Origin of the sequence: Salmonella sp. GDC200615, assembly GCF_050574145.1 — a bacterium.
Classification (GTDB): domain Bacteria; phylum Pseudomonadota; class Gammaproteobacteria; order Enterobacterales; family Enterobacteriaceae; genus Salmonella; species Salmonella enterica.
The window spans coordinates 38,244-55,326 of record NZ_CP192248.1; the positions used below are offsets into that span (position 1 = coordinate 38,244).

Genomic DNA, 17,083 nt, shown 5'->3' on the forward strand with positions numbered 1-17,083 from the left:
TGATATTATGTGCCTTCGCATAACTTTCCACTGCGCTGCGCATCCGGCTGGCCATCATGGAATCCTGCGCGCTCATGGTGCTGTCAGCACCACTGGTCACTGAGTCGCTGCTGCCCCGGTTCGTTCCGAACTGACTGAGCGTACTCCAGGCGCTGGCGATACTGCTGCTGAAACCATGCAGGGCGCTTTCTGCCTGCGTGCTGGCTTCCCGCGCCATCTCCTGCTGTGCCGCCGCTATCTGCCGGGTCGCGTCATTCATGTTGTCGGTGATATGTTCGATAACCGCCTCGTCATAATTTCCTGTGGCCACCATCGCCCTGGCCTGCTGGATCAGCTCCTGGATATACTGCAGCAGGATGTCGTACCCGATATAATCCGTCAGCTGATAAATCATGCTGGTTGACACACCGAGCATCTGCGGGTCAACCAGGTATTTGAAAACCGGGATGGTGGTGCTGGAGATAAACCCTTTTTCCTTATTATCCCGGGGAGTGTCGCTGACCGCCTTGTTCTGAATACTGGTCAGCAGCTTCGTAATCTGTGATTTGAGCGCATTGTCGCGACTGATGGTCACCGGCGTGTCGGCCACCACCTTCAGGCATTTATCCGAATCATTGCAGTGGTATATCTTCGCCGTTCCGCCTTCCATTAATGCCCGGATAATAGCCCGGTCGGTGGTTCTGGCAGGCAGGGGCGTGATTTCGCCGTTGGGTCCAAAAACCAGTGAACCGGTCAGCGTCATCACGAACTCTTTCAACTCCTTGTTGCCGTCAAACATCCTGTTTTTGGACAAAGCATTCCACATGATGTTGATATTTTTGGTCACCCGCTCCTTATCCCTGTCACTGGCTTTATCCCTGACGCTGTCGGATTGCCCGCCCACAGTACATCCCTGCCGGGACGCCGCCCAGTCGGCAAAAATATTGCTCTCACCGGCAATGTCCTGGCAGACCTTCTGCTGGGAGACCTGTGTTTTTGGGAAAAGCCCCCCGACAATCCCCTGCGCCGCCTGGCAGGAACTGAGGTTCATACTGTTAATATCGCTGGCCATTTTCTGCAGAAAATCCTTTGCCGTTTTGATTTCCGGCACCGTCGTCTGCAGCGCAAGGTCAAAAAAGTACCCTGCGGCGTTACTCATAATCTGCTTCACAAAACGCTGCAGTTGCTCGCCGTTAATGAAACTGAATGAGCCGAGATAGGCATCGATGCCCCCGCAACCGGCATTGATATCCGGCAGGGTCATGGAGACCAGCTGGACATTTTTTACCTGTGTCCGGGCATATAAAGAGCCGCCGGAGGCATATCCTGCCGCCTGTCCCTGCCAGACGGAGGGCTGTGTGGTATTGGAAGCAAAGCAAAGCCCAGCTTATTGAAGAACTGGTTCATGTCGCTGTTCACATCGGCAGAGACGGCGGGTGCGACGGTCATCAGCGCCGTACATAATATGAAAAGCGGTTTAATTCTCGTTTTACCCTGCATGTTTTTCTCCGTACATCTGCAGAACGGTATCCATCCGGGCCATAAAACCGGCGGCGTCGGTGGCCCCCTGCAAAAGAGGCAATGCTTCAAGTGTGTTCACGTTAACCAGAAATGTTGTCGGGGTGGCGACGGGAATATTGGGGAAGAAGGTCTGCATCACTTCCGGCGGTGCCGGCAGCGCCTCCGGAAACGCGGCATCCCCCTGTCCGTCCAGGGTATAAGGGAATACCGAAAATCCATACTGCTGTGCCACCTGCTTCAGTACCGGGTCAAACTGGTGGCACCAGGGGCAGCTTCTTTGCATGAACAACACCACTTTCCAGTCGGCGAGGTTAACCGTTTTACCGTTGCTGAGACGAAACCAGCGGGGCGCCGGCGTTACCTTCTGCACGCCCTGCGTATCTGCTGGCTGCTTTTGCCCGGACGGTGCGGCCATCCCGTGCGGGTTATACAGCCGTTCAATCTCTTCCCGCGTGGAGGCATTAACCCCCGTCCCCACCAGAAGCAACAGGAACAGCAAAGCCTTATTGAGAGACATGTGATTTATCCCCCTTTTCTTCTTTTTCAGCAGCCAGAATGGCTGTCTGACGGGCTTCCAGTAACGCACGCTCTTCCCGGCTGACGCGGGCTATCCAGGCATCCAGCACCCGGTAAGCGCCGGACAACACCAGAATGACGGCAATCAGTTCCGCCAGAAAAAAAGCCATCCAGGGTTTGCGGTAAACCAGCCGCCCGACAATGTGAAACCAGACGCCCAGGGAGAAAACCCATACTCCCGTAATATCCGGTAAAGGAAGCGATAATTTATATTTACGCACAGTGGAGTCACTCCATTGTTATTTAATATATGCGATGCCTGATTTATTATCAGAGAACAGAATATTCATCAGTTAAAAAACGCCGCCATGAATAAACTATTTAACAGTGGGGGTTATTTATCTGAATTAAAAATAAAGGGCATAAAGACAACCGCTTCATATGCATTATTTACCTGCGAACGAGTGACAGTAATACCATCCCCTGATATTACTTCAGAAATTCGGCTTAAAATCTTCTGACACATTCTGGAACTGTTTTGCCAGGTCGTCCTGCGTAATAAACCCGTATGACAACGGACGGACACTGCCCTGTTTCGGGTCTACCAGCATCATGGCCGGGAAATATTTCACACCAAGACGCTGCGCCTGCCCCTGGTCAGGACGCGTATCCGGCAGCATCGGGTTAATCACCCCGTCCACGGTCACCGGGATAACGCTCAGACCGTAAGTGGCGCGAAAGCCATTAATCACCTGCGCCAGCTGGCCGTCAATGGGGTCCTGCCCGCGGTAAAAGAACATGATACCGTAGTGTTCAGCCAGCTTTGATATGGCCTGCCGTTGCTGAGTCTGGTCTGCGGCCAGCTGGTTACGTACCGTGCCGTTGTAGTGGCTGTACTGCAGGTTATAGTCCAGTTCAGGATGCGCCAGCATGGCTTTTTTGGCGCTCATGCTGAAAAGCCCCGCCTGCTGCGTCCAGTAATTCTGCAGCCGGAAATATTTCACAAAATTATCCACACCAGGATACAGAATGGCTTCATAAAGCGCCCGTTTCGTGGCAGCCTGCAGCGTGGCCAGCTTCTGCATAATATCCGGTTCCTGACGTGGCACAGCAGGTTTATTTTCCGTCTCCTGCGGACTGACTTTTTCGTTATACCACTGCCAGCCAGCATCTTTTCCGTATGCCACCAGGGGACCACAGAGTAACGCCGCCAGCCACACGATCTGTTTTTTTCGCATCAGACGCTCCCTTCAACTGGATTTATTATCATGTTGCCGGCGTTTCGTCAGGATGAGCACGAAACAGTACAGCGGCATTAACATCACGACATTCGCGGCGATGATAAGCCCCGCGAGCAGGCTATCTTCCGCCGTTGTTGCCTTTACAGTATCCCATGACCAGTACACCGCCGGGGATGCCACGATAACCGTCACCGTCAGCCGGAGCAGAAAAACTATTATCCTCATCTGATTCCCCTTAGTTCCTGCCACTGTCCGGCATTTTTATACCTACCGAAATGACCAGTGTCAGAACCGTCAGGGACATGACGGAAACATCCGCGCCCCCGGGACCGTCCCCGTAAAACAGCATACGGACAATAATCCCGATAAGCAGGAGTTCGGCCCCAAATGTGGCAGACATGATACAGAGCATTAAATAACCGTATTTCCCGGCAGGCTCCCTGCCCTGTATTTTTTCGAACCGCCGGTACGTCAGCCAGACAAAATTACCGACCAGAATACACAGCCATGCCAGCGCGCAGCCCCCGTAACGCATGATCTGAGCGTGGTTCTGATAATGTCTGAAGAGCAGGTCTTTGCCGCTTATTATCAACCAGCCCGTACCCCCCACAATCACACTGACGGTAACCACACCGGCGACGACTTTCAGCAGTAACAGGGCACTTTCTCTGGCTGACTGTTTCAGCCTGTCCCGTTCATTGTCCTGTGCCATTATGCTCTCCTTATTTTCCGGCCTGTTTCAGCTGGTCAGTAATCTGCTCTTTTACCTTTTCCGTCAGCGCGCCACTGTCCGGGATTTTCTGGTTATTCATCAGGTCTTCGTAGAAGTTCGTGAAGTCCAGCTGGTCGAATTTAATCTGCTGTAGTTCGTCCACGGTGATACCCCGGCAGTCAGGATGTTTTGAACTGCCGAAACTGATATGCAGCTGGCCGTTGCGCCCCTGCTGCTGGACTATCTGCGCCAGCTTCGAATCAAACTGGCAGTAGCTGCGTTTCTTCTCCAGACAGACACCCAGTACCTTTTTCGAACAGAATTCCCCGACACTGACCGTCAGTTTGTTCGTTTTTGCTTTGGCCAGAGCTTTTTCGTCACTACTGCATTTAGCCAGACCGATATCCTGCCCCCAGCCACTGTCCTTACAACAGTTGCTGTACCCGGCTGCGGCCTTCTTACAGAATTTCGCCTGTCCGGTGAATGCACGGACGTCAATACCGTTCAGGGCCGCGACATCTTTACCTGCCGCCGCCAGCGCCGCCAGTTGCGATACCGCCTCGCCAAAATCATTGCTCTTTCCGCTCTGCGCCTTATCGCATTCCCCATCGAGGCAGAATACATCCCCGCCACAAATCATGACCTTTCCCGCAGTTTTCGACTCACAGGAGTACGTGGCGTATTCATGCAGGCAGGTGCTCTCACCGGAGTAAAACGCGCACTGCCGGGCGGCAAGAGTACAGGCCGGATTATCGACATACGCCTGGCAGGTGCCGTTGTCCGCAGACTGGGTGACATATTTATCCCGGTATGCCCAGCAGGCCTCCGCCAGGCTCCAGGGTTTTCCTTCCATCACCCCGGTTTTCGTTCCCCCGGGTTCGGTACATTCGGTATCTTTCAGAACACCATCCACCTTGTTGAACGGGCAGCTTTCCACCCACTCCACCCGCGGTATCCACTCCCGGTCCTTAACCTGCATCACCAGTGTCAGCGTGAACGTCGTCCTCCCGCTGGTCAGCTCGTTAAAAATGCGGTCATCCACCACCGACCCGGTACAGCTACCGTTCCCGCTGCAGCTTGTCCCGCTCAGAATCTGGCCTTTGCTCAGCATCATTCCCGTCGCGCCACCCAGTGTAATGGTACTGCCCCACGTCATGTTGAAGGTGGTATTCATAAAGCCGGCACGGGAATTCCACAGATAATTCTGTGTGGTCACATTCAGGCTGGCGCTGCTTATCGTACCTGCTTCCGGCACGGTCACGCTGAAAACGATCTGCTTACCGGAACGGCTGAAACTAAAGGCGGTGAGGGTGTAGGTTCTGACCTCTGATGTCTCTCTCCAGTCGCCGGTGATGGTGGCCGTCCGGGTACAGTATTCCTCCACAGTGGTGTCGCGTTCACAGGTATAATTCGTGAACTCGCTGCGGTTAATCTCCTGCGCGCTGCACTGCTGCCCGGTATTTCCCACAATACTGTCGGCACGGTTCACCACATCCCTTCCTTTTTCAATAAACGGCGCATCCGGTGACAGAATATCTTTGGGCTTGTCCATGAACGATTCTGTAATGGTTTTACCGGTTTCGCCTGTGGCCCACTGCGTCGTGCCGTCATTCTTCAGCCCACTGTCGCCGCCGGCGGTCACACCACCGTAATACTTCGTTTCATCCGGATTCGCGTCATAGCCGGGAATACTCTCCTGAGGATTAAAATTCCGGATACTGCCGGTGCCCTGGCCTTTGATCTGATGGGCAAAATCTGAACCCGCACGATAATCACTGTTACTGTCAGCCTGTGCCAAGCCGGCGGCCAGAAGCAGAAACAGAGGTAACATACGTTTCATTTATTCTCCCCCTCGTATTGCTCAAACCAGAAAACAACCGGTTTATTCACCACACTAATCAGCCCAAAACGCTCTGCTGTCCGGAAGTTAACGCTGCTCCGGCGCCCCCGCTCAACCTGCAGGGAGACCTGTTTTCTGAACATCTCCAGCGAATATGCCGTTTTCAGCAAATTGCACGGCGCACAGGACGGGAAGATGTTTTCCGGACAGTCAGCTTCTGGTCTGAACACTTCACCGGTAGTTTTCAGTCTGAAAATGCCTTTCTCTGCCGCCTTCATGCACCGCTCTGATTTGCGGAGCACTGCCTGAACGTGGTCGGCATGCCAGCCCTTCTCCGGCAGCACACAGCCACAGTAAGCACAGCGGCCACCAAATTTCATACGCAGTCTTTCCCGCTGTTTTCTGGTCAGCGCCATAACATCTCCTTCCTGCTGTTTATTCCGCAGGGAATGTCATTGCGGTTTATCTCCGGCAACATCAAGTAATCCGGCAGCCACCTGCCTGCAGTCCCCGGCGGTGACCACTTTCTCCAGCGCCTGCTTCACCCGCAGATTGCCCCGGATAACGTCATATCCCTGTCGGCAGTACACCACCAGAGTCGGTACGCTGCGGATGTCATATTTCGTGAACAGGGTCGGGTCAATCTGAACACCATCTGTTTCCCCATCCTTCACCAGGGACAGAACGGCATCTGCCGTGGCCTTCAGGTCGTTATCCCGCATTCCACGCAGCGTGGCCGGAATACCGTAGCGACGGGTTTCACCCAGCATGCGCTTCAGTCCCTCTTCCGGAATGGAAAACGAGATAAAGTACACCGAGCCCTGCTCCGGTTTATCCGCCTGAGAAGTCTGCTGCTTTCGGGCAAGGTCATCCAGGAAATGCCGGTCTGACTGCACCAGGGGATTCGCCTGTACCTGCTGCTCTGCCCAGGCTTTCAGCTGATGGTCCGGTTTTTCACGCAGTTGGCTGCTTAAATTTTCCTGATGCTTCAGGAACTGGCGATTTTCAGGGGTATTAGCGACTCCGCCAGCTGATACCGTCCCGCTTATGACCATAATCAGTCCGGCCAAGTATTTTATTTTCCTGTGCATCGCTTTCCCCGGTACATAAATAAAAGAGAAGAAGACGCGAGGGACAGCATAAATGTCACTTCCAGGTAAAGTCTGATGAGCGATATTTTTCCGGTCGTGTCTGTTTCCATCCACGAATTAACAACATCAGAGATGATGCGTTCCGGAAGAAAATAAAAAGCCATCAGCGCAAACATCACCAGCGCAAACGGAAACAGTTTTACACTCTCATTCAGGATCTGCACGACAGCAACCGCCCCCCACCTGATAACGGACAGATAATGCTGCCTCTTATAAATAATTCGCATAAACACCCTCTCTCCGGTATCGGTTTACAGAAATACACAGTTGCGCTTACGCCACATCAGATAGCCAAAGTTCTTCTTCGTGTTGGGCGGATTTTTTCCGGTTTCCCAGCGCATCACACTGCGTCCGAACGGGTGGCACTGCCCGCTGTCCGGGTACATATTCACCATCTGATAACGCCAGCGCTCTTTAGGGAGAATGGGCGACGGATATTCATTACAGACAGCGTTATTTTTCCCGATGGTTTCCATAATCATGCCCTGACGGTGAAGCTTGAAGGCCATCCGCTCACTGACCAGCAGGGAGGGCTGCAGCGGACTGGATTCGTTACTCACCCAGCCGTTAAACGGATACATGGAGCCCTGAGAGCCTGCACACCAGAACAGGACATCCAGCGGTTTATTGAAGGCGCTGGCAATGGCATCTGCCGCGCAGGCCCCCTGAGCTATGGGATTGGCAAAAATTACCGCTTCCGGATTGAGAATGGTGGTCAGGCTGCTGTCCGTCCACGTGGGGTCGATTTCGGAGAGGTACGCAATGTCCAGGTCACCGCCCTCCAGACACCCCAGCGAGGTGATGATATTCAGCCAGTACGTGAGCGGGTATTTGTACCAGTGAACATGGTAGACCGCCCCGTTCACCTGTTTATCCTCCTTCTTCGCCGTACCCTGTGCCGTTTTCCCGAAGGCCGGCAGGCTGAACCCCAGATTCACCATGCAGCCCGGAGAGCGGGTGACGTCCGTCAGCGCCATTGGCTCCCAGTAGCCAATCGCCAGTCCGGGACGCTTAAAAATGGGCGGCGGCGCCGGACAGAACTGGAGCGGCATTGAGGGATTAGCCGTATCCGGCAGCTTTCCCTGACTCACTTTTGTACTGCCCAGCGACAGCGGAAAAAGACAGCTCCAGCAGATATCCGTGATCGGGTTTACAAAACGACTTTCACAGGAGGAATCAGCCGATACCGTGGGAACATGACCGGCCAGCAGAATCAGTACACACAGCCACAGACTCCGTTTCATTTTCTGCCGTCCTCCGCCGGAATAAACTCCACTTTAAGGAAACGCCCGTCTGTTGCGGCCGTCACCCTGGCCGGCACCTGGTCGATCCCGAGGCGCTGACACAGCACCCCGTTCTGGTCAAAGTAAATCCGGCTGTCCAGCGCCTTCTCCATCTCAGGGATGCTGCCCTGTACCAGGATAATTTTGCTCTCCAGCGTCGGCGGCGTCTGGCGTTTCATCCACGCCACTTGTTCCGGATCATCGCCGTTAATGAAATACAGCGTCTGGTTAAAAGGCACATACTGCAGCGGATTCATCACCTCTCCCTGACGGGCAAACACCCGACCTTCGTTATCCCGGATATCGGCCGCCAGTCTGACCGACGGATCAAACAGCCGGCTGCAGTATTTCTCCGCGCGCCCGATACCCGGCACCGCCGGTGGTCGCAGGCTGTTGTGGATTACCCGCTCCTTAAAGGCCTCCATCCGGTGGCCCATCTCACCGGACTGCTGCAGGGCTTCCAGCCGGTGCATAATCACCGCCAGCATGTCCGGCTCCTGCACCGGCCACAGATCGCCCCAGGTACCCAGGTCTGCGGCCGCCACGCTCTGCCCCCATATCAGCAGGGCTGTCAGCCCCCGCCATTTCACGGCTCTGCCCTCATCCGCCGGGCAATATCCTGCTGGATCTCCCGGGTGATATCCGGCGCGCCCTGTACCACCGCCGGTGAAACCAGAATGACGGCATGGTGCTCCCGCTGCCACGCCTGCAGGCTGGCCTCCAGGGCCGCATTAAAGCTCCCGGACAACGCTTTCGACTGCGCTTCCGTCAGTTTTTTCTGGCCAGCGCTGTCAAAAAACGCATCCACGGTCTGTTTCATGTTGAATGCCACCGTCACCGGCGTGTTCAGCCGGGCTATCCCGTAACTGATGGCGGCGTTCAGTACCACCATCCCCAGGCATCCCGGTATCATCCACAGCCCGTCACGCTTACGCGCTCCCGTGCCGTCAGTCTGTTTCTGCTCTGTACTCATACGTCCTCCTGAATGTCTCATGCTCCTGCAGCCAGGCCTCCAGCGAGGCCATCTCCGGTCCTGACTTTTTCCACGCCAGTTGCCAGACCGCCTCGTGAATACTCAGCCCCTCTTTCCGCTTCTGCTGTACAAACTCAAAGTCAGGACCGTCCGAGCTGTACATGGCGCGGCTGAGCGGGTCGACAAACAGACGGTGCCAGGATGAATGGTTTTCCACCTGCAGCAGGAACGAGCTGAACCACTGGTCTTTCGCGGCGCCGAATTTCTCAATCATCTCCCGGTGTAGCTGCGGGAACTGATCCGGATACAGCTGGTTGTATTTCGCGAATTCTTTGGCGCTCTGTTTGAGGATAATTTTGTAGGAAGAGTTACCCCATGCCGCGCGGGCGGCGCTGGACGCCTTGTCGGAGTCAAAGTCGACGATATTCTGCGTGATGGTGATATACGCGCCGGTGTGACGGCGGGCAGTACGGTAGCCTTTTTCGATGAAGTCCCCGACCTTGCGGTTTTTGAAGTCCAGCAAACGCCAGCCTTCGTCGATCACGTTCAGCTTTTTGAGGTTACGCGGCGTGCGGTACATCCGGTTTTCGATGTAGATAATCAGGGAAAACATCACCGCAACCAGCAGGGACGGGCGGTCTTCCAGGCCACCCAGCTCCAGCACCACCATCCTAGCATCATCGCGCAGGGAGGGTTCATCGGAGTTGAAGTATCTGCCGTAAGTGCCTGCTGCCGTGTACTGGTTCAGCAGGACAATCATTTCATCCAGGCGGCTGCGGATACCGGGTGACTCCGCATACTGTTCGCTCGTGCGGGCGTTTTCCAGAAAATCCACCACGTCATCAATACGCGCCCGGTTCTTTTTTGTCAGCCAGGCTGCCCTGACCGCCTGCAGCAACAGGCCCTCATGGACTTCGTCAAGGTTGCCGTTGGGGCTGGCCATCACCGACAACTGGTCGCGGATACGTTCGGCCGACTGGTCAATATTGGTGATATTGGCGAAGGGGTTAAAACGCAGGGTCTCCCCGTCCAGGTACACCCCGCCCATATTTTCGCACAGGGACTTGTACCCGTCCCCCATGTCAAACACCACCGCAAAGCCGCCGGAATCCAGCACGCTGCGGATAAGCGGCTGTATCAGTCCGGTCTTGCCCGCCCCGGAGGTTCCGCAGACCGCCATGTTGTAGTTGGTGTTGTTCATTCCCCGGAAGAAAATATCAATAAAGGCCAGCTGGTTACGGTAGGTCGGAGCCAGCAGCCCGGCGGGAGTTAGCGGGTTATCCGCCACCAGGGGCATCAGATTGGCCACATTGAAGCTCTCCGCCCGCTGTACCACACCGGCTTCCTTCAGCTGCTTAAACAGCCCCTTCCCGGCCATAAAGGGCAGGCAGGCCAGGAAATTACGCATGTGGTTAAAGCGCGGCGAAATCAGCTCAAAACCGTTCTTGCGGAAACTGTTCAGGATATCCTGCTCCGTTTCCAGCGCCGTTTCCTTGTTGTCGCGGCAGAACGCCGTGATATTGAAAAAGTAGGACACCACCGAGGACTGATTCGACGCCAGGCGCTGGCGCAGGTCTCCCCACTCCTTCGCCTCCTTCTCCACGGACGGGAACCATTTGGCGTAGGAGGTCTTCGACTTCTTCTCCAGAACCATGTACTTCAGGTTCGCTTCGCTGTGGGTCTTCACCTGGTCTTCCACCACCAGGGTCAGCGTCAGAATGAACGGACAGGAGATGGACAGCTCCGGGTTCAGCAGATTGCTGTAATTATCCGCCGAGTTCCACAGGAAGGCGATTTCTGGGTTACGGGCCAGATGAAAACTCATGATGCGCGCGGTACTGTTTCTCCCGTGATCGCGCAGTCCCAGCGTCAGGTAATCCTGCCTGACCTTCAGGTCAAAGGAGTCGTCCACGCACTGGTAGTTCAGGTCGGAATACGGGTCCAGCCGGCGCCGGGTCGGATGGAGGGATTCCGGATTGTGATTAATCATCTCCCCGACAATATTAATAAAGGCCTGCGCATCCACGGTCTGTGTGCTGATGTATGCCCCCTGCAGGGAGGCCCGGATAATCTTCACCAGGTTTTCCATCTCCAGGATATCGGCCCGGCTTTTTTTCTGGACGGCGCGCAGTATGAGATGAATACCCGGTAATGGCGCAGGGTCAGCGGCAGGTTCATTCCTTCCGGCAACGGAAAGTGAGTCTCTGCAGCTTTCATGTAGTAGGCGCGGGTGATGGCGTTGAACCGCTCCGCCTGCTCACCGGACCAGGAGAACTCCCGCAGCCCGTACTCAATACGCTCCCCGACCAGCTGGCTGGACATCAGGTGGATACACAGGGGTATCCCGCGCGGCAGTTTGGTACGCAGCAGATGGTCAAGGGAGAGCGCAATGGTCTCGTTAGCGCCGTTGACAGGCGTGGCTTCCAGCATAAAGCCCATCGTGGCGTCATTCATGAACAGGCCGGACTCCTGGTTATAGTCCCGGTACGGCAGCAGACGGCTGAACTGCGGGAAGCTCATCTCGCCGAGGATCTGATTGGCCTGTGCCGATTCATCCGGCAGCTTCAGCGCGGTCAGCAGCGAGTTGGCCGCCTGAGTGACAGTATCAAGCAGGTTCTTCACACGAACACCTTAACCTTAAGAAAAACAGAATGTTGAAACGGAAAGCGCGAACAGACAGAGCAGGAAGACTGCTCCCTGCCACTGCAGAAGAAACAGTCCGTTCCACTGCCACTGATAAAACAACCAGACGGAGGGAGCCAGCAGAGCAAAAACATGAAGACCTGCTGCGACTCCAGTCATGATGGCCGTTGCCTCCCGGCGCACCGCGGAGTTCAGGAGAAAAAGCCGCAGCACGGTCACCACAACAGAGCCTGTTACCAGCAGCGCCTGTAATCTCATCCACTTCCAGGATTCAGCAGAAAGCGGATGCTCATGCAGGAAATATTCATTCACAAAGGAAAGGCTCCAGTACACCAGGAGAAAACCGGCCACGCCGTAACGCTGCAGATAAACCTTCATTCTGATTTATCCCCGCCGACAAACTTCCGGATGTCATCCTGTTCACGCTGACGGGTTGCAAGCTCCTCCACTTCATTACTGCTCTCCCACCAGAGACGCAGGATGTCGTCTTCATCCCGTCCGGTCAGCGTTTTCCCGGACAGCAGGCGGCGGAACAGCTCCCGGCGAACGTCTGCGGTATCTTCCACCCGGCGCATCAGCCACAGCAGTGGCTGACGACTGAGCGCGATATACCTGTCCAGGCAGAAGAACATAAAAACCAGATAAATCAGACAAACGCATATCACGACACACAGCGTGTATTTCAGGAGCAGGGAGGTACTGAATAACGCAGTAATCACACTCAGTACGGCGGTAATTATTGAGAGGAAGCCCAAGTTTTTAAATACCCGAACCTGTCGCCGGTATATCCGGTCATGTTTATCAATAATGGATTCCATTTTTTCAGCGTCTGATTTATGCATAATGCCTGCCCTGTTTTTCCAGAAAAGACTGGCATTCGACACACAACGTCACGCCAGGAAATATTTTTCGCCGCGCTTCCGGAATGGGATTACCGCATGCTTCACACCGGTAAACCGGAATACCTTTACGGTTTACTTTCTGCCGTATCCGGTTAATTCCCGTCACGGTCAGTTGTTCTGTCACTGAATATGCCTCATCGGCTTCATCGCTCATGGAATATGTCTCCTGACACGTTCTGACACGCTACCGCCCGTCCCTTTTCACGCACAGGGCACTCGTCTTACAGGCAGATCCTGAATACAGAAAGCCGGCCGGCATTGCCGGCTGATATCTGACTGACGCGTCAGTTAATTAATCCGTGGCTTTCCCCACACGGACGGTTTAATGACAAAAAATACACCGGACGGCTGATGGTAAATATCCTGGCTGTCAATATAGGGCGCTATCCATAACGCCGCCGTCTGCTCCCCGGCTCTCAGTGGACGGGGCGGTACCACAGGAGAGGCCGTACTGACAGGCACCACCGTTTTCACCTCCCGGGCAGCTGTAAACAGCGGGTGTAGTGCCGGCGGTTTCTGCCCGGAACGCGGGGCGATCACTGTCTTTCCGAGGGGCGGTGTGACGGTACTGACGGCCTGTACCGGCGTCGTGCGAAAGTTACCCTCAGCCAGGTGCGGCAGTGATACCGCACCCGGCTTTACCGTCTCAGGTTGCTCCTGCCTTTTCGCTTTTTCATTGGCCTGCTCCATCGTCATACAGGTGTCTGACGTGGTGGCGGTACATTCAAAGTCGGAGTTCGTTCCGGCGCATCCGGAAAGCAAAAGCGCGCCACAGAAAGGGATCAGGCATGAAATATGGTTCATGATTTCGCCCCTTTCTTATTCTCACGCAGCAGCTTTTTGATTAATTCAGACAGAACACATGTTTTCCCTGCGCCAGGCATTCCGGGAACTGAAAAATTATATTCCCGGCGACCGGAGAGTATTATTTTTGTAGTACAGTTACTGATAACAGATTTCAAAAAATCATCCTGCACGGGCTCATCAGGAACTGAAATAACATTACGTATATTCATTTTTATCACCCTCTTTTTCAGCCTCTTTATTACCGGAATAAGAAACCTGCCCGTTTGTATTTTCTTTTAAAGTCCGGATTTCGTTTTCTTTATCAATATGCTTCAGGTTGTTTGTCGCCGTGTCATACGCATATGTCAGTGGATTGTGACGGTACGGCCGGTCTCCGATCATTACTGCCACCGCGGTATACAACAGCGCCAGCATCCCCCATAACAGCCATCCCGTTTGCGACAGAGACTGGTCGATATCTGCCGCGTATTCTTCCGCGCCGGTTATTTTTAGCGGACAGTTTTCCGTCAGATTCAGCGGTACAGGTGACGACACAGTGAAAACCGGGTCAGGGCAGTCCCGGACCGGAAACATCCCGGACGGGGCCATTGCCCTCACCCGTCCGATTTCCTGCGCCATCTGTTGTCCCGGCGTGGTATCACCCGTCCGGAAGAGCAGAATGACAACAATGGCTGTTGTGGCCAGCGGCCAGATAACGGCATATTTCACGCCCCATATCAGCCAGCGCAGAAGACCGGCAATACGATATAAAACGGCACGTCCCTTCAGGTTGTTCAGCCGGTTATTTCCCATTTGCATGTCCTCCCTGGCTGCCGGACATAAACTGCTGTGGATTCAGGTCACCCAGCTGCTTCAGCATCTGGTCGGTGTTAAAGCCGTTCATATGGCTGTCGACTGACGGAGGTACAGGCACCGGGCTTTCCGCATTTTCATCCTCCTTCCGGTGACGGGCCTGCTCCTGTGCCATTTCTTCCACGGTTTTCAGCTGAAAACCGTCCTGAAACACCACGGTCACTTCATTACCGGCACCAATCGGGATCACCGGGTGATACTGCTCGGCACGTTTGATGTAATAATCACTGAGTGTCTGTGCAGCTTTTGATGCACCACCACCAATCCCCATTCTGAACACATCGCCCGCGCCGTAAGTCGCAGTGGCCCCCAGTCCCACCGCCGGCTGAGAAGCCCGTTCCATCCCCTGGCCGATACCGTCCACAAAACCGGCGCCCCACGCCCAGCCGAGGATTTTGCCGTTACGCATCACCACTTCACCTTTGATGCCGTTCTTTCCACGGAAGCTGACATGTCCCTTAACCGGCATGTCGATGGTTTTGCCGTCCTTCAGGCAGCTGATATTACGGGTACGTACTATCGCGCGTTCACTGGACACATCCCCCCAGGCTTCCAGCCCCACAAAGCACCCGGTCAGGTCATATGTTTTACTGTTCGGCATCTCCACCGGGCCGGTAATGCGCAGCTGCATGGGGACCGTCGATTCATTACCGGTGACGGAGGCATTGGCATCCGCTCCTTCGATCAGCATGGTTTTTGCAAAACTCCCGGACGGGATATACGGCAGGGAGGGATCTTTCTTCGCGGCAGCGTCATAGCTGAACGTTTTACGCTGTATACGGTTCGGCACCGGCACGGACTGGTATGTCACCTGTGGCGGAGGCGTGACGCCATTCCCCGGATAAAAAGCGGTTGGCGGAGGAACGGCACCCTGTGGCGGGAAGGTCACCGGTGTATTACCCGGCTGAGGTTCTCCTTCCGGACCGGGCGGTGAGGCAGGTGTATGCGGCACGGGCTCTCCTGTGGTCGTCACCGGGTTCGCTCCCAGGGCCTTCACCTGTTCGGCCAAGGCGGCGTTGTCCTGCCCCAGCTTCTCAATACGACGCTGGTCGTCACCGCGCTGCTTATTCAGAACATCCAGCTCATGGCGGATTTCGTCGTACTGTTTCTGCATCTGCGCCGCCGTCACCTGCATTTCCGTGGTGGCATGCTGACGAACTTTGTCATCAAAGGTCGTGTCCACCACCCCGGTCATATCCGGTACCGGCTCCTGCTCTGCGGCCGTTCCGTTGCCACTCATGTCGACGTCAGACAGGTAAAGGCCTCCGCCAATGGCAGCGGCAGCCCCCACCGCAACAATCCCCAGCCAGATGTACTGTTTACGCTTTACAACCGTATTGATGCTCGCCATCAGCTGCCCTCCCCGTCACGGATGACGTACACGTCCATTCGTGCGCCGGCCAGTATCTGGCTGACGGGCTGGCTGAACATCACGGCGCGGGTTCCGGGCTGCCAGAAATCACTTTCCCTGATGTTCAGGGCAGACGGCGTTTTATTTTCCACAGCAAACCGTACCAGTTTCAGGTGATTGCCGGTCCACACAGCGTCAGCCCGGGCAGACAGACCGGTCGGGGCCTGCAGCGCTTCTTTCGTGACGGGGATCTGATACCAGCCGGCAGGCAGCGTACCTCCACGTACTGCCTGGCTGACGGCAACCAGCAGGGATTCATAAGGGGTGGCCGTTTCCCATGCGCCAGCCTCCTCCCCGGTTCCGCGCAGGTCGCTGACCAGTTGTACGGTGCGTCCGGCACCGGCCCGGGGGACAGCCCGGACGGAAAAGTTCAGCCCGCGCTCCGTCTCCAGAATGAAGGTGAACGGTTTTTTGCTGACCGTGGCCACCACCACGCCGCCCGTGCCTGTCTCCTCACTGTTTGTCAGCATGCCGTCCAGACCGCTGACCGCAGTGATACGGTCACCCGGCACCGTAAACAGGTTCGGGTCGGTGTTGCTGACAGCAATGTTCGCCTGACCGCCGTTAGCCAGGGACACCACCACCGGGGCCAGCGTACCGGAGCCCGACGCCATCACCAGACCGGAAAATAACCATCCGGCCGCCAGTAAAAATGGCTTATACGGCTTATTTTTTCGCATCGTCTGTTTCCCCGAAATTATCCAGCCAGGTCACACCGTTTTCCCGTTTCAGAATAAGAATGTAATGTTTGATGTCGGTAAACGGTTTTGAATCTCCAATCCAGGTTTTCAGCACACCGCGAATTTCCACGCGGCCATACTGTGGCCAGACCCTGACACTGGTCTGGAAAAAAGCGGAGTTAACGTTGTCGGCCTTAATTCGTCTCGCTTCTTCTGCCAGAATGACTTTCATTTCGTTCTGTGCGCCCGGACGAATATATTGCAGAAGTGCCTGGTGTGACGCGTCGACGGTTTCTGACGACACATTCAGACGCAGGGCAATAAACGACAGTGCCATCTGCTGTAAATAAGAGGCATCGGCACTGTTCTGTGACACCGCAAAGGGCGCGTTAAATCCCATAGGGGTGACTGCCGTGCGTTGCTCATTCTGCAGCCGGTAGTTATTAATACCCTGAATGACATTCACGGCCAGACTGAGCACAATCAGCAGGGCCATAAAAATAAAACTTATCGCCAGTACGCGGCTGGTACTTAAACGGGCGCCGTGTTCCATATACTCATCCCGGAATAAT

Annotated in this window: 21 protein-coding genes and 2 pseudogenes; all 23 read right to left on the minus strand. The window is 55.0% G+C overall.

From position 1 onward, the window contains the following. Positions 1-214 precede the first annotated feature (214 nt). A pseudogene (gene traH / locus ACQ29O_RS22840) lies at positions 215-1,479 on the minus strand (conjugal transfer pilus assembly protein TraH); the annotation flags it as partial. Next, positions 1,469-2,017, minus strand: a complete 549-nt coding sequence (gene trbB / locus ACQ29O_RS22845) for a type-F conjugative transfer system pilin assembly thiol-disulfide isomerase TrbB (protein ID WP_000055842.1) — start codon at positions 2,015-2,017, stop codon at positions 1,469-1,471. The pseudogene traH and the gene trbB, both read right to left, overlap by 11 nt. Then, a complete protein-coding gene (gene traQ, locus ACQ29O_RS22850; RefSeq protein WP_001233883.1) occupies positions 2,004-2,297 on the minus strand; it encodes a type-F conjugative transfer system pilin chaperone TraQ in 294 nt (97 codons plus the stop codon). The genes trbB and traQ overlap by 14 nt, the downstream gene beginning before the upstream one ends. Before the next feature lie 213 nt (positions 2,298-2,510). Further along, complete coding sequence (gene traF / locus ACQ29O_RS22855) at positions 2,511-3,254, minus strand: type-F conjugative transfer system pilin assembly protein TraF (RefSeq protein ID WP_001746545.1); 744 nt, start codon at positions 3,252-3,254, stop codon at positions 2,511-2,513. A 12-nt stretch (positions 3,255-3,266) separates the two neighbouring features. Then, positions 3,267-3,482: a conjugal transfer protein TrbE gene (locus ACQ29O_RS22860; RefSeq protein ID WP_001746544.1), complete on the minus strand. Its 216-nt coding sequence runs from the start codon at positions 3,480-3,482 to the stop codon at positions 3,267-3,269. 10 nt (positions 3,483-3,492) lie between these two features. Beyond that, complete coding sequence (locus tag ACQ29O_RS22865) at positions 3,493-3,969, minus strand: hypothetical protein (RefSeq protein WP_001746543.1); 477 nt, start codon at positions 3,967-3,969, stop codon at positions 3,493-3,495. 10 nt (positions 3,970-3,979) lie between these two features. Continuing rightward, positions 3,980-5,809 (minus strand): type-F conjugative transfer system mating-pair stabilization protein TraN, encoded by a 1,830-nt coding sequence (gene traN / locus ACQ29O_RS22870; protein WP_254486133.1) that lies wholly within the window; start codon positions 5,807-5,809, stop codon positions 3,980-3,982. Continuing rightward, positions 5,806-6,225 (minus strand): HNH endonuclease, encoded by a 420-nt coding sequence (locus ACQ29O_RS22875; protein WP_001229398.1) that lies wholly within the window; start codon positions 6,223-6,225, stop codon positions 5,806-5,808. Before ACQ29O_RS22875 ends, traN begins: the two co-directional genes overlap by 4 nt. Positions 6,226-6,261: 36 nt before the next feature. Next, a complete protein-coding gene (trbC, locus tag ACQ29O_RS22880; protein WP_254486132.1) occupies positions 6,262-6,900 on the minus strand; it encodes a type-F conjugative transfer system pilin assembly protein TrbC in 639 nt (212 codons plus the stop codon). Then, positions 6,885-7,193: a hypothetical protein gene (locus ACQ29O_RS22885; RefSeq protein ID WP_001576663.1), complete on the minus strand. Its 309-nt coding sequence runs from the start codon at positions 7,191-7,193 to the stop codon at positions 6,885-6,887. The genes trbC and ACQ29O_RS22885 overlap by 16 nt, the downstream gene beginning before the upstream one ends. Positions 7,194-7,211: 18 nt before the next feature. Beyond that, the gene (gene traU, locus ACQ29O_RS22890) at positions 7,212-8,204 is read right to left on the minus strand and encodes a conjugal transfer pilus assembly protein TraU (RefSeq protein ID WP_015059450.1); all 993 of its coding nucleotides are present in this window, start codon (positions 8,202-8,204) and stop codon (positions 7,212-7,214) included. Next, positions 8,201-8,833, minus strand: a complete 633-nt coding sequence (gene traW / locus ACQ29O_RS22895) for a type-F conjugative transfer system protein TraW (RefSeq protein ID WP_015059451.1) — start codon at positions 8,831-8,833, stop codon at positions 8,201-8,203. Before traW ends, traU begins: the two co-directional genes overlap by 4 nt. After that, positions 8,830-9,216 (minus strand): type-F conjugative transfer system protein TrbI, encoded by a 387-nt coding sequence (gene trbI / locus ACQ29O_RS22900; protein ID WP_000102756.1) that lies wholly within the window; start codon positions 9,214-9,216, stop codon positions 8,830-8,832. The genes traW and trbI overlap by 4 nt, the downstream gene beginning before the upstream one ends. After that, positions 9,191-11,838, minus strand: a pseudogene (traC, locus tag ACQ29O_RS22905) (type IV secretion system protein TraC). The gene trbI and the pseudogene traC overlap by 26 nt, the downstream one beginning before the upstream one ends. Before the next feature lie 15 nt (positions 11,839-11,853). Then, positions 11,854-12,237 carry a hypothetical protein gene (locus ACQ29O_RS22910; protein ID WP_000870325.1) on the minus strand — a complete coding sequence of 128 codons (384 nt, stop codon included), beginning with the start codon at positions 12,235-12,237 and terminating at the stop codon, positions 11,854-11,856. Further along, positions 12,234-12,701, minus strand: coding sequence for a hypothetical protein (locus ACQ29O_RS22915; RefSeq protein ID WP_000549559.1), 468 nt, complete (start codon positions 12,699-12,701; stop codon positions 12,234-12,236). The genes ACQ29O_RS22910 and ACQ29O_RS22915 overlap by 4 nt, the downstream gene beginning before the upstream one ends. Continuing rightward, the gene (gene traR / locus ACQ29O_RS22920) at positions 12,694-12,915 is read right to left on the minus strand and encodes a conjugal transfer protein TraR (RefSeq protein WP_001278699.1); all 222 of its coding nucleotides are present in this window, start codon (positions 12,913-12,915) and stop codon (positions 12,694-12,696) included. Before traR ends, ACQ29O_RS22915 begins: the two co-directional genes overlap by 8 nt. A 134-nt stretch (positions 12,916-13,049) precedes the next feature. Further along, positions 13,050-13,565: a type IV conjugative transfer system lipoprotein TraV gene (traV, locus tag ACQ29O_RS22925; RefSeq protein ID WP_001746951.1), complete on the minus strand. Its 516-nt coding sequence runs from the start codon at positions 13,563-13,565 to the stop codon at positions 13,050-13,052. Continuing rightward, on the minus strand, positions 13,562-13,786 hold the full coding sequence (locus ACQ29O_RS22930) for a DUF2689 domain-containing protein (RefSeq protein WP_001746950.1): 225 nt from the start codon (positions 13,784-13,786) through the stop codon (positions 13,562-13,564). Before ACQ29O_RS22930 ends, traV begins: the two co-directional genes overlap by 4 nt. Continuing rightward, on the minus strand, positions 13,764-14,360 hold the full coding sequence (gene traP, locus ACQ29O_RS22935; RefSeq protein WP_000527898.1) for a conjugal transfer pilus-stabilizing protein TraP: 597 nt from the start codon (positions 14,358-14,360) through the stop codon (positions 13,764-13,766). The genes ACQ29O_RS22930 and traP overlap by 23 nt, the downstream gene beginning before the upstream one ends. Beyond that, a complete protein-coding gene (gene traB / locus ACQ29O_RS22940; protein WP_000146698.1) occupies positions 14,350-15,771 on the minus strand; it encodes an F-type conjugal transfer pilus assembly protein TraB in 1,422 nt (473 codons plus the stop codon). The genes traP and traB overlap by 11 nt, the downstream gene beginning before the upstream one ends. Further along, on the minus strand, positions 15,771-16,511 hold the full coding sequence (gene traK / locus ACQ29O_RS22945) for a type-F conjugative transfer system secretin TraK (protein ID WP_015059453.1): 741 nt from the start codon (positions 16,509-16,511) through the stop codon (positions 15,771-15,773). Before traK ends, traB begins: the two co-directional genes overlap by 1 nt. Continuing rightward, the gene (gene traE / locus ACQ29O_RS22950; protein ID WP_000399760.1) at positions 16,498-17,064 is read right to left on the minus strand and encodes a type IV conjugative transfer system protein TraE; all 567 of its coding nucleotides are present in this window, start codon (positions 17,062-17,064) and stop codon (positions 16,498-16,500) included. The genes traK and traE overlap by 14 nt, the downstream gene beginning before the upstream one ends. Positions 17,065-17,083 lie beyond the last annotated feature (19 nt).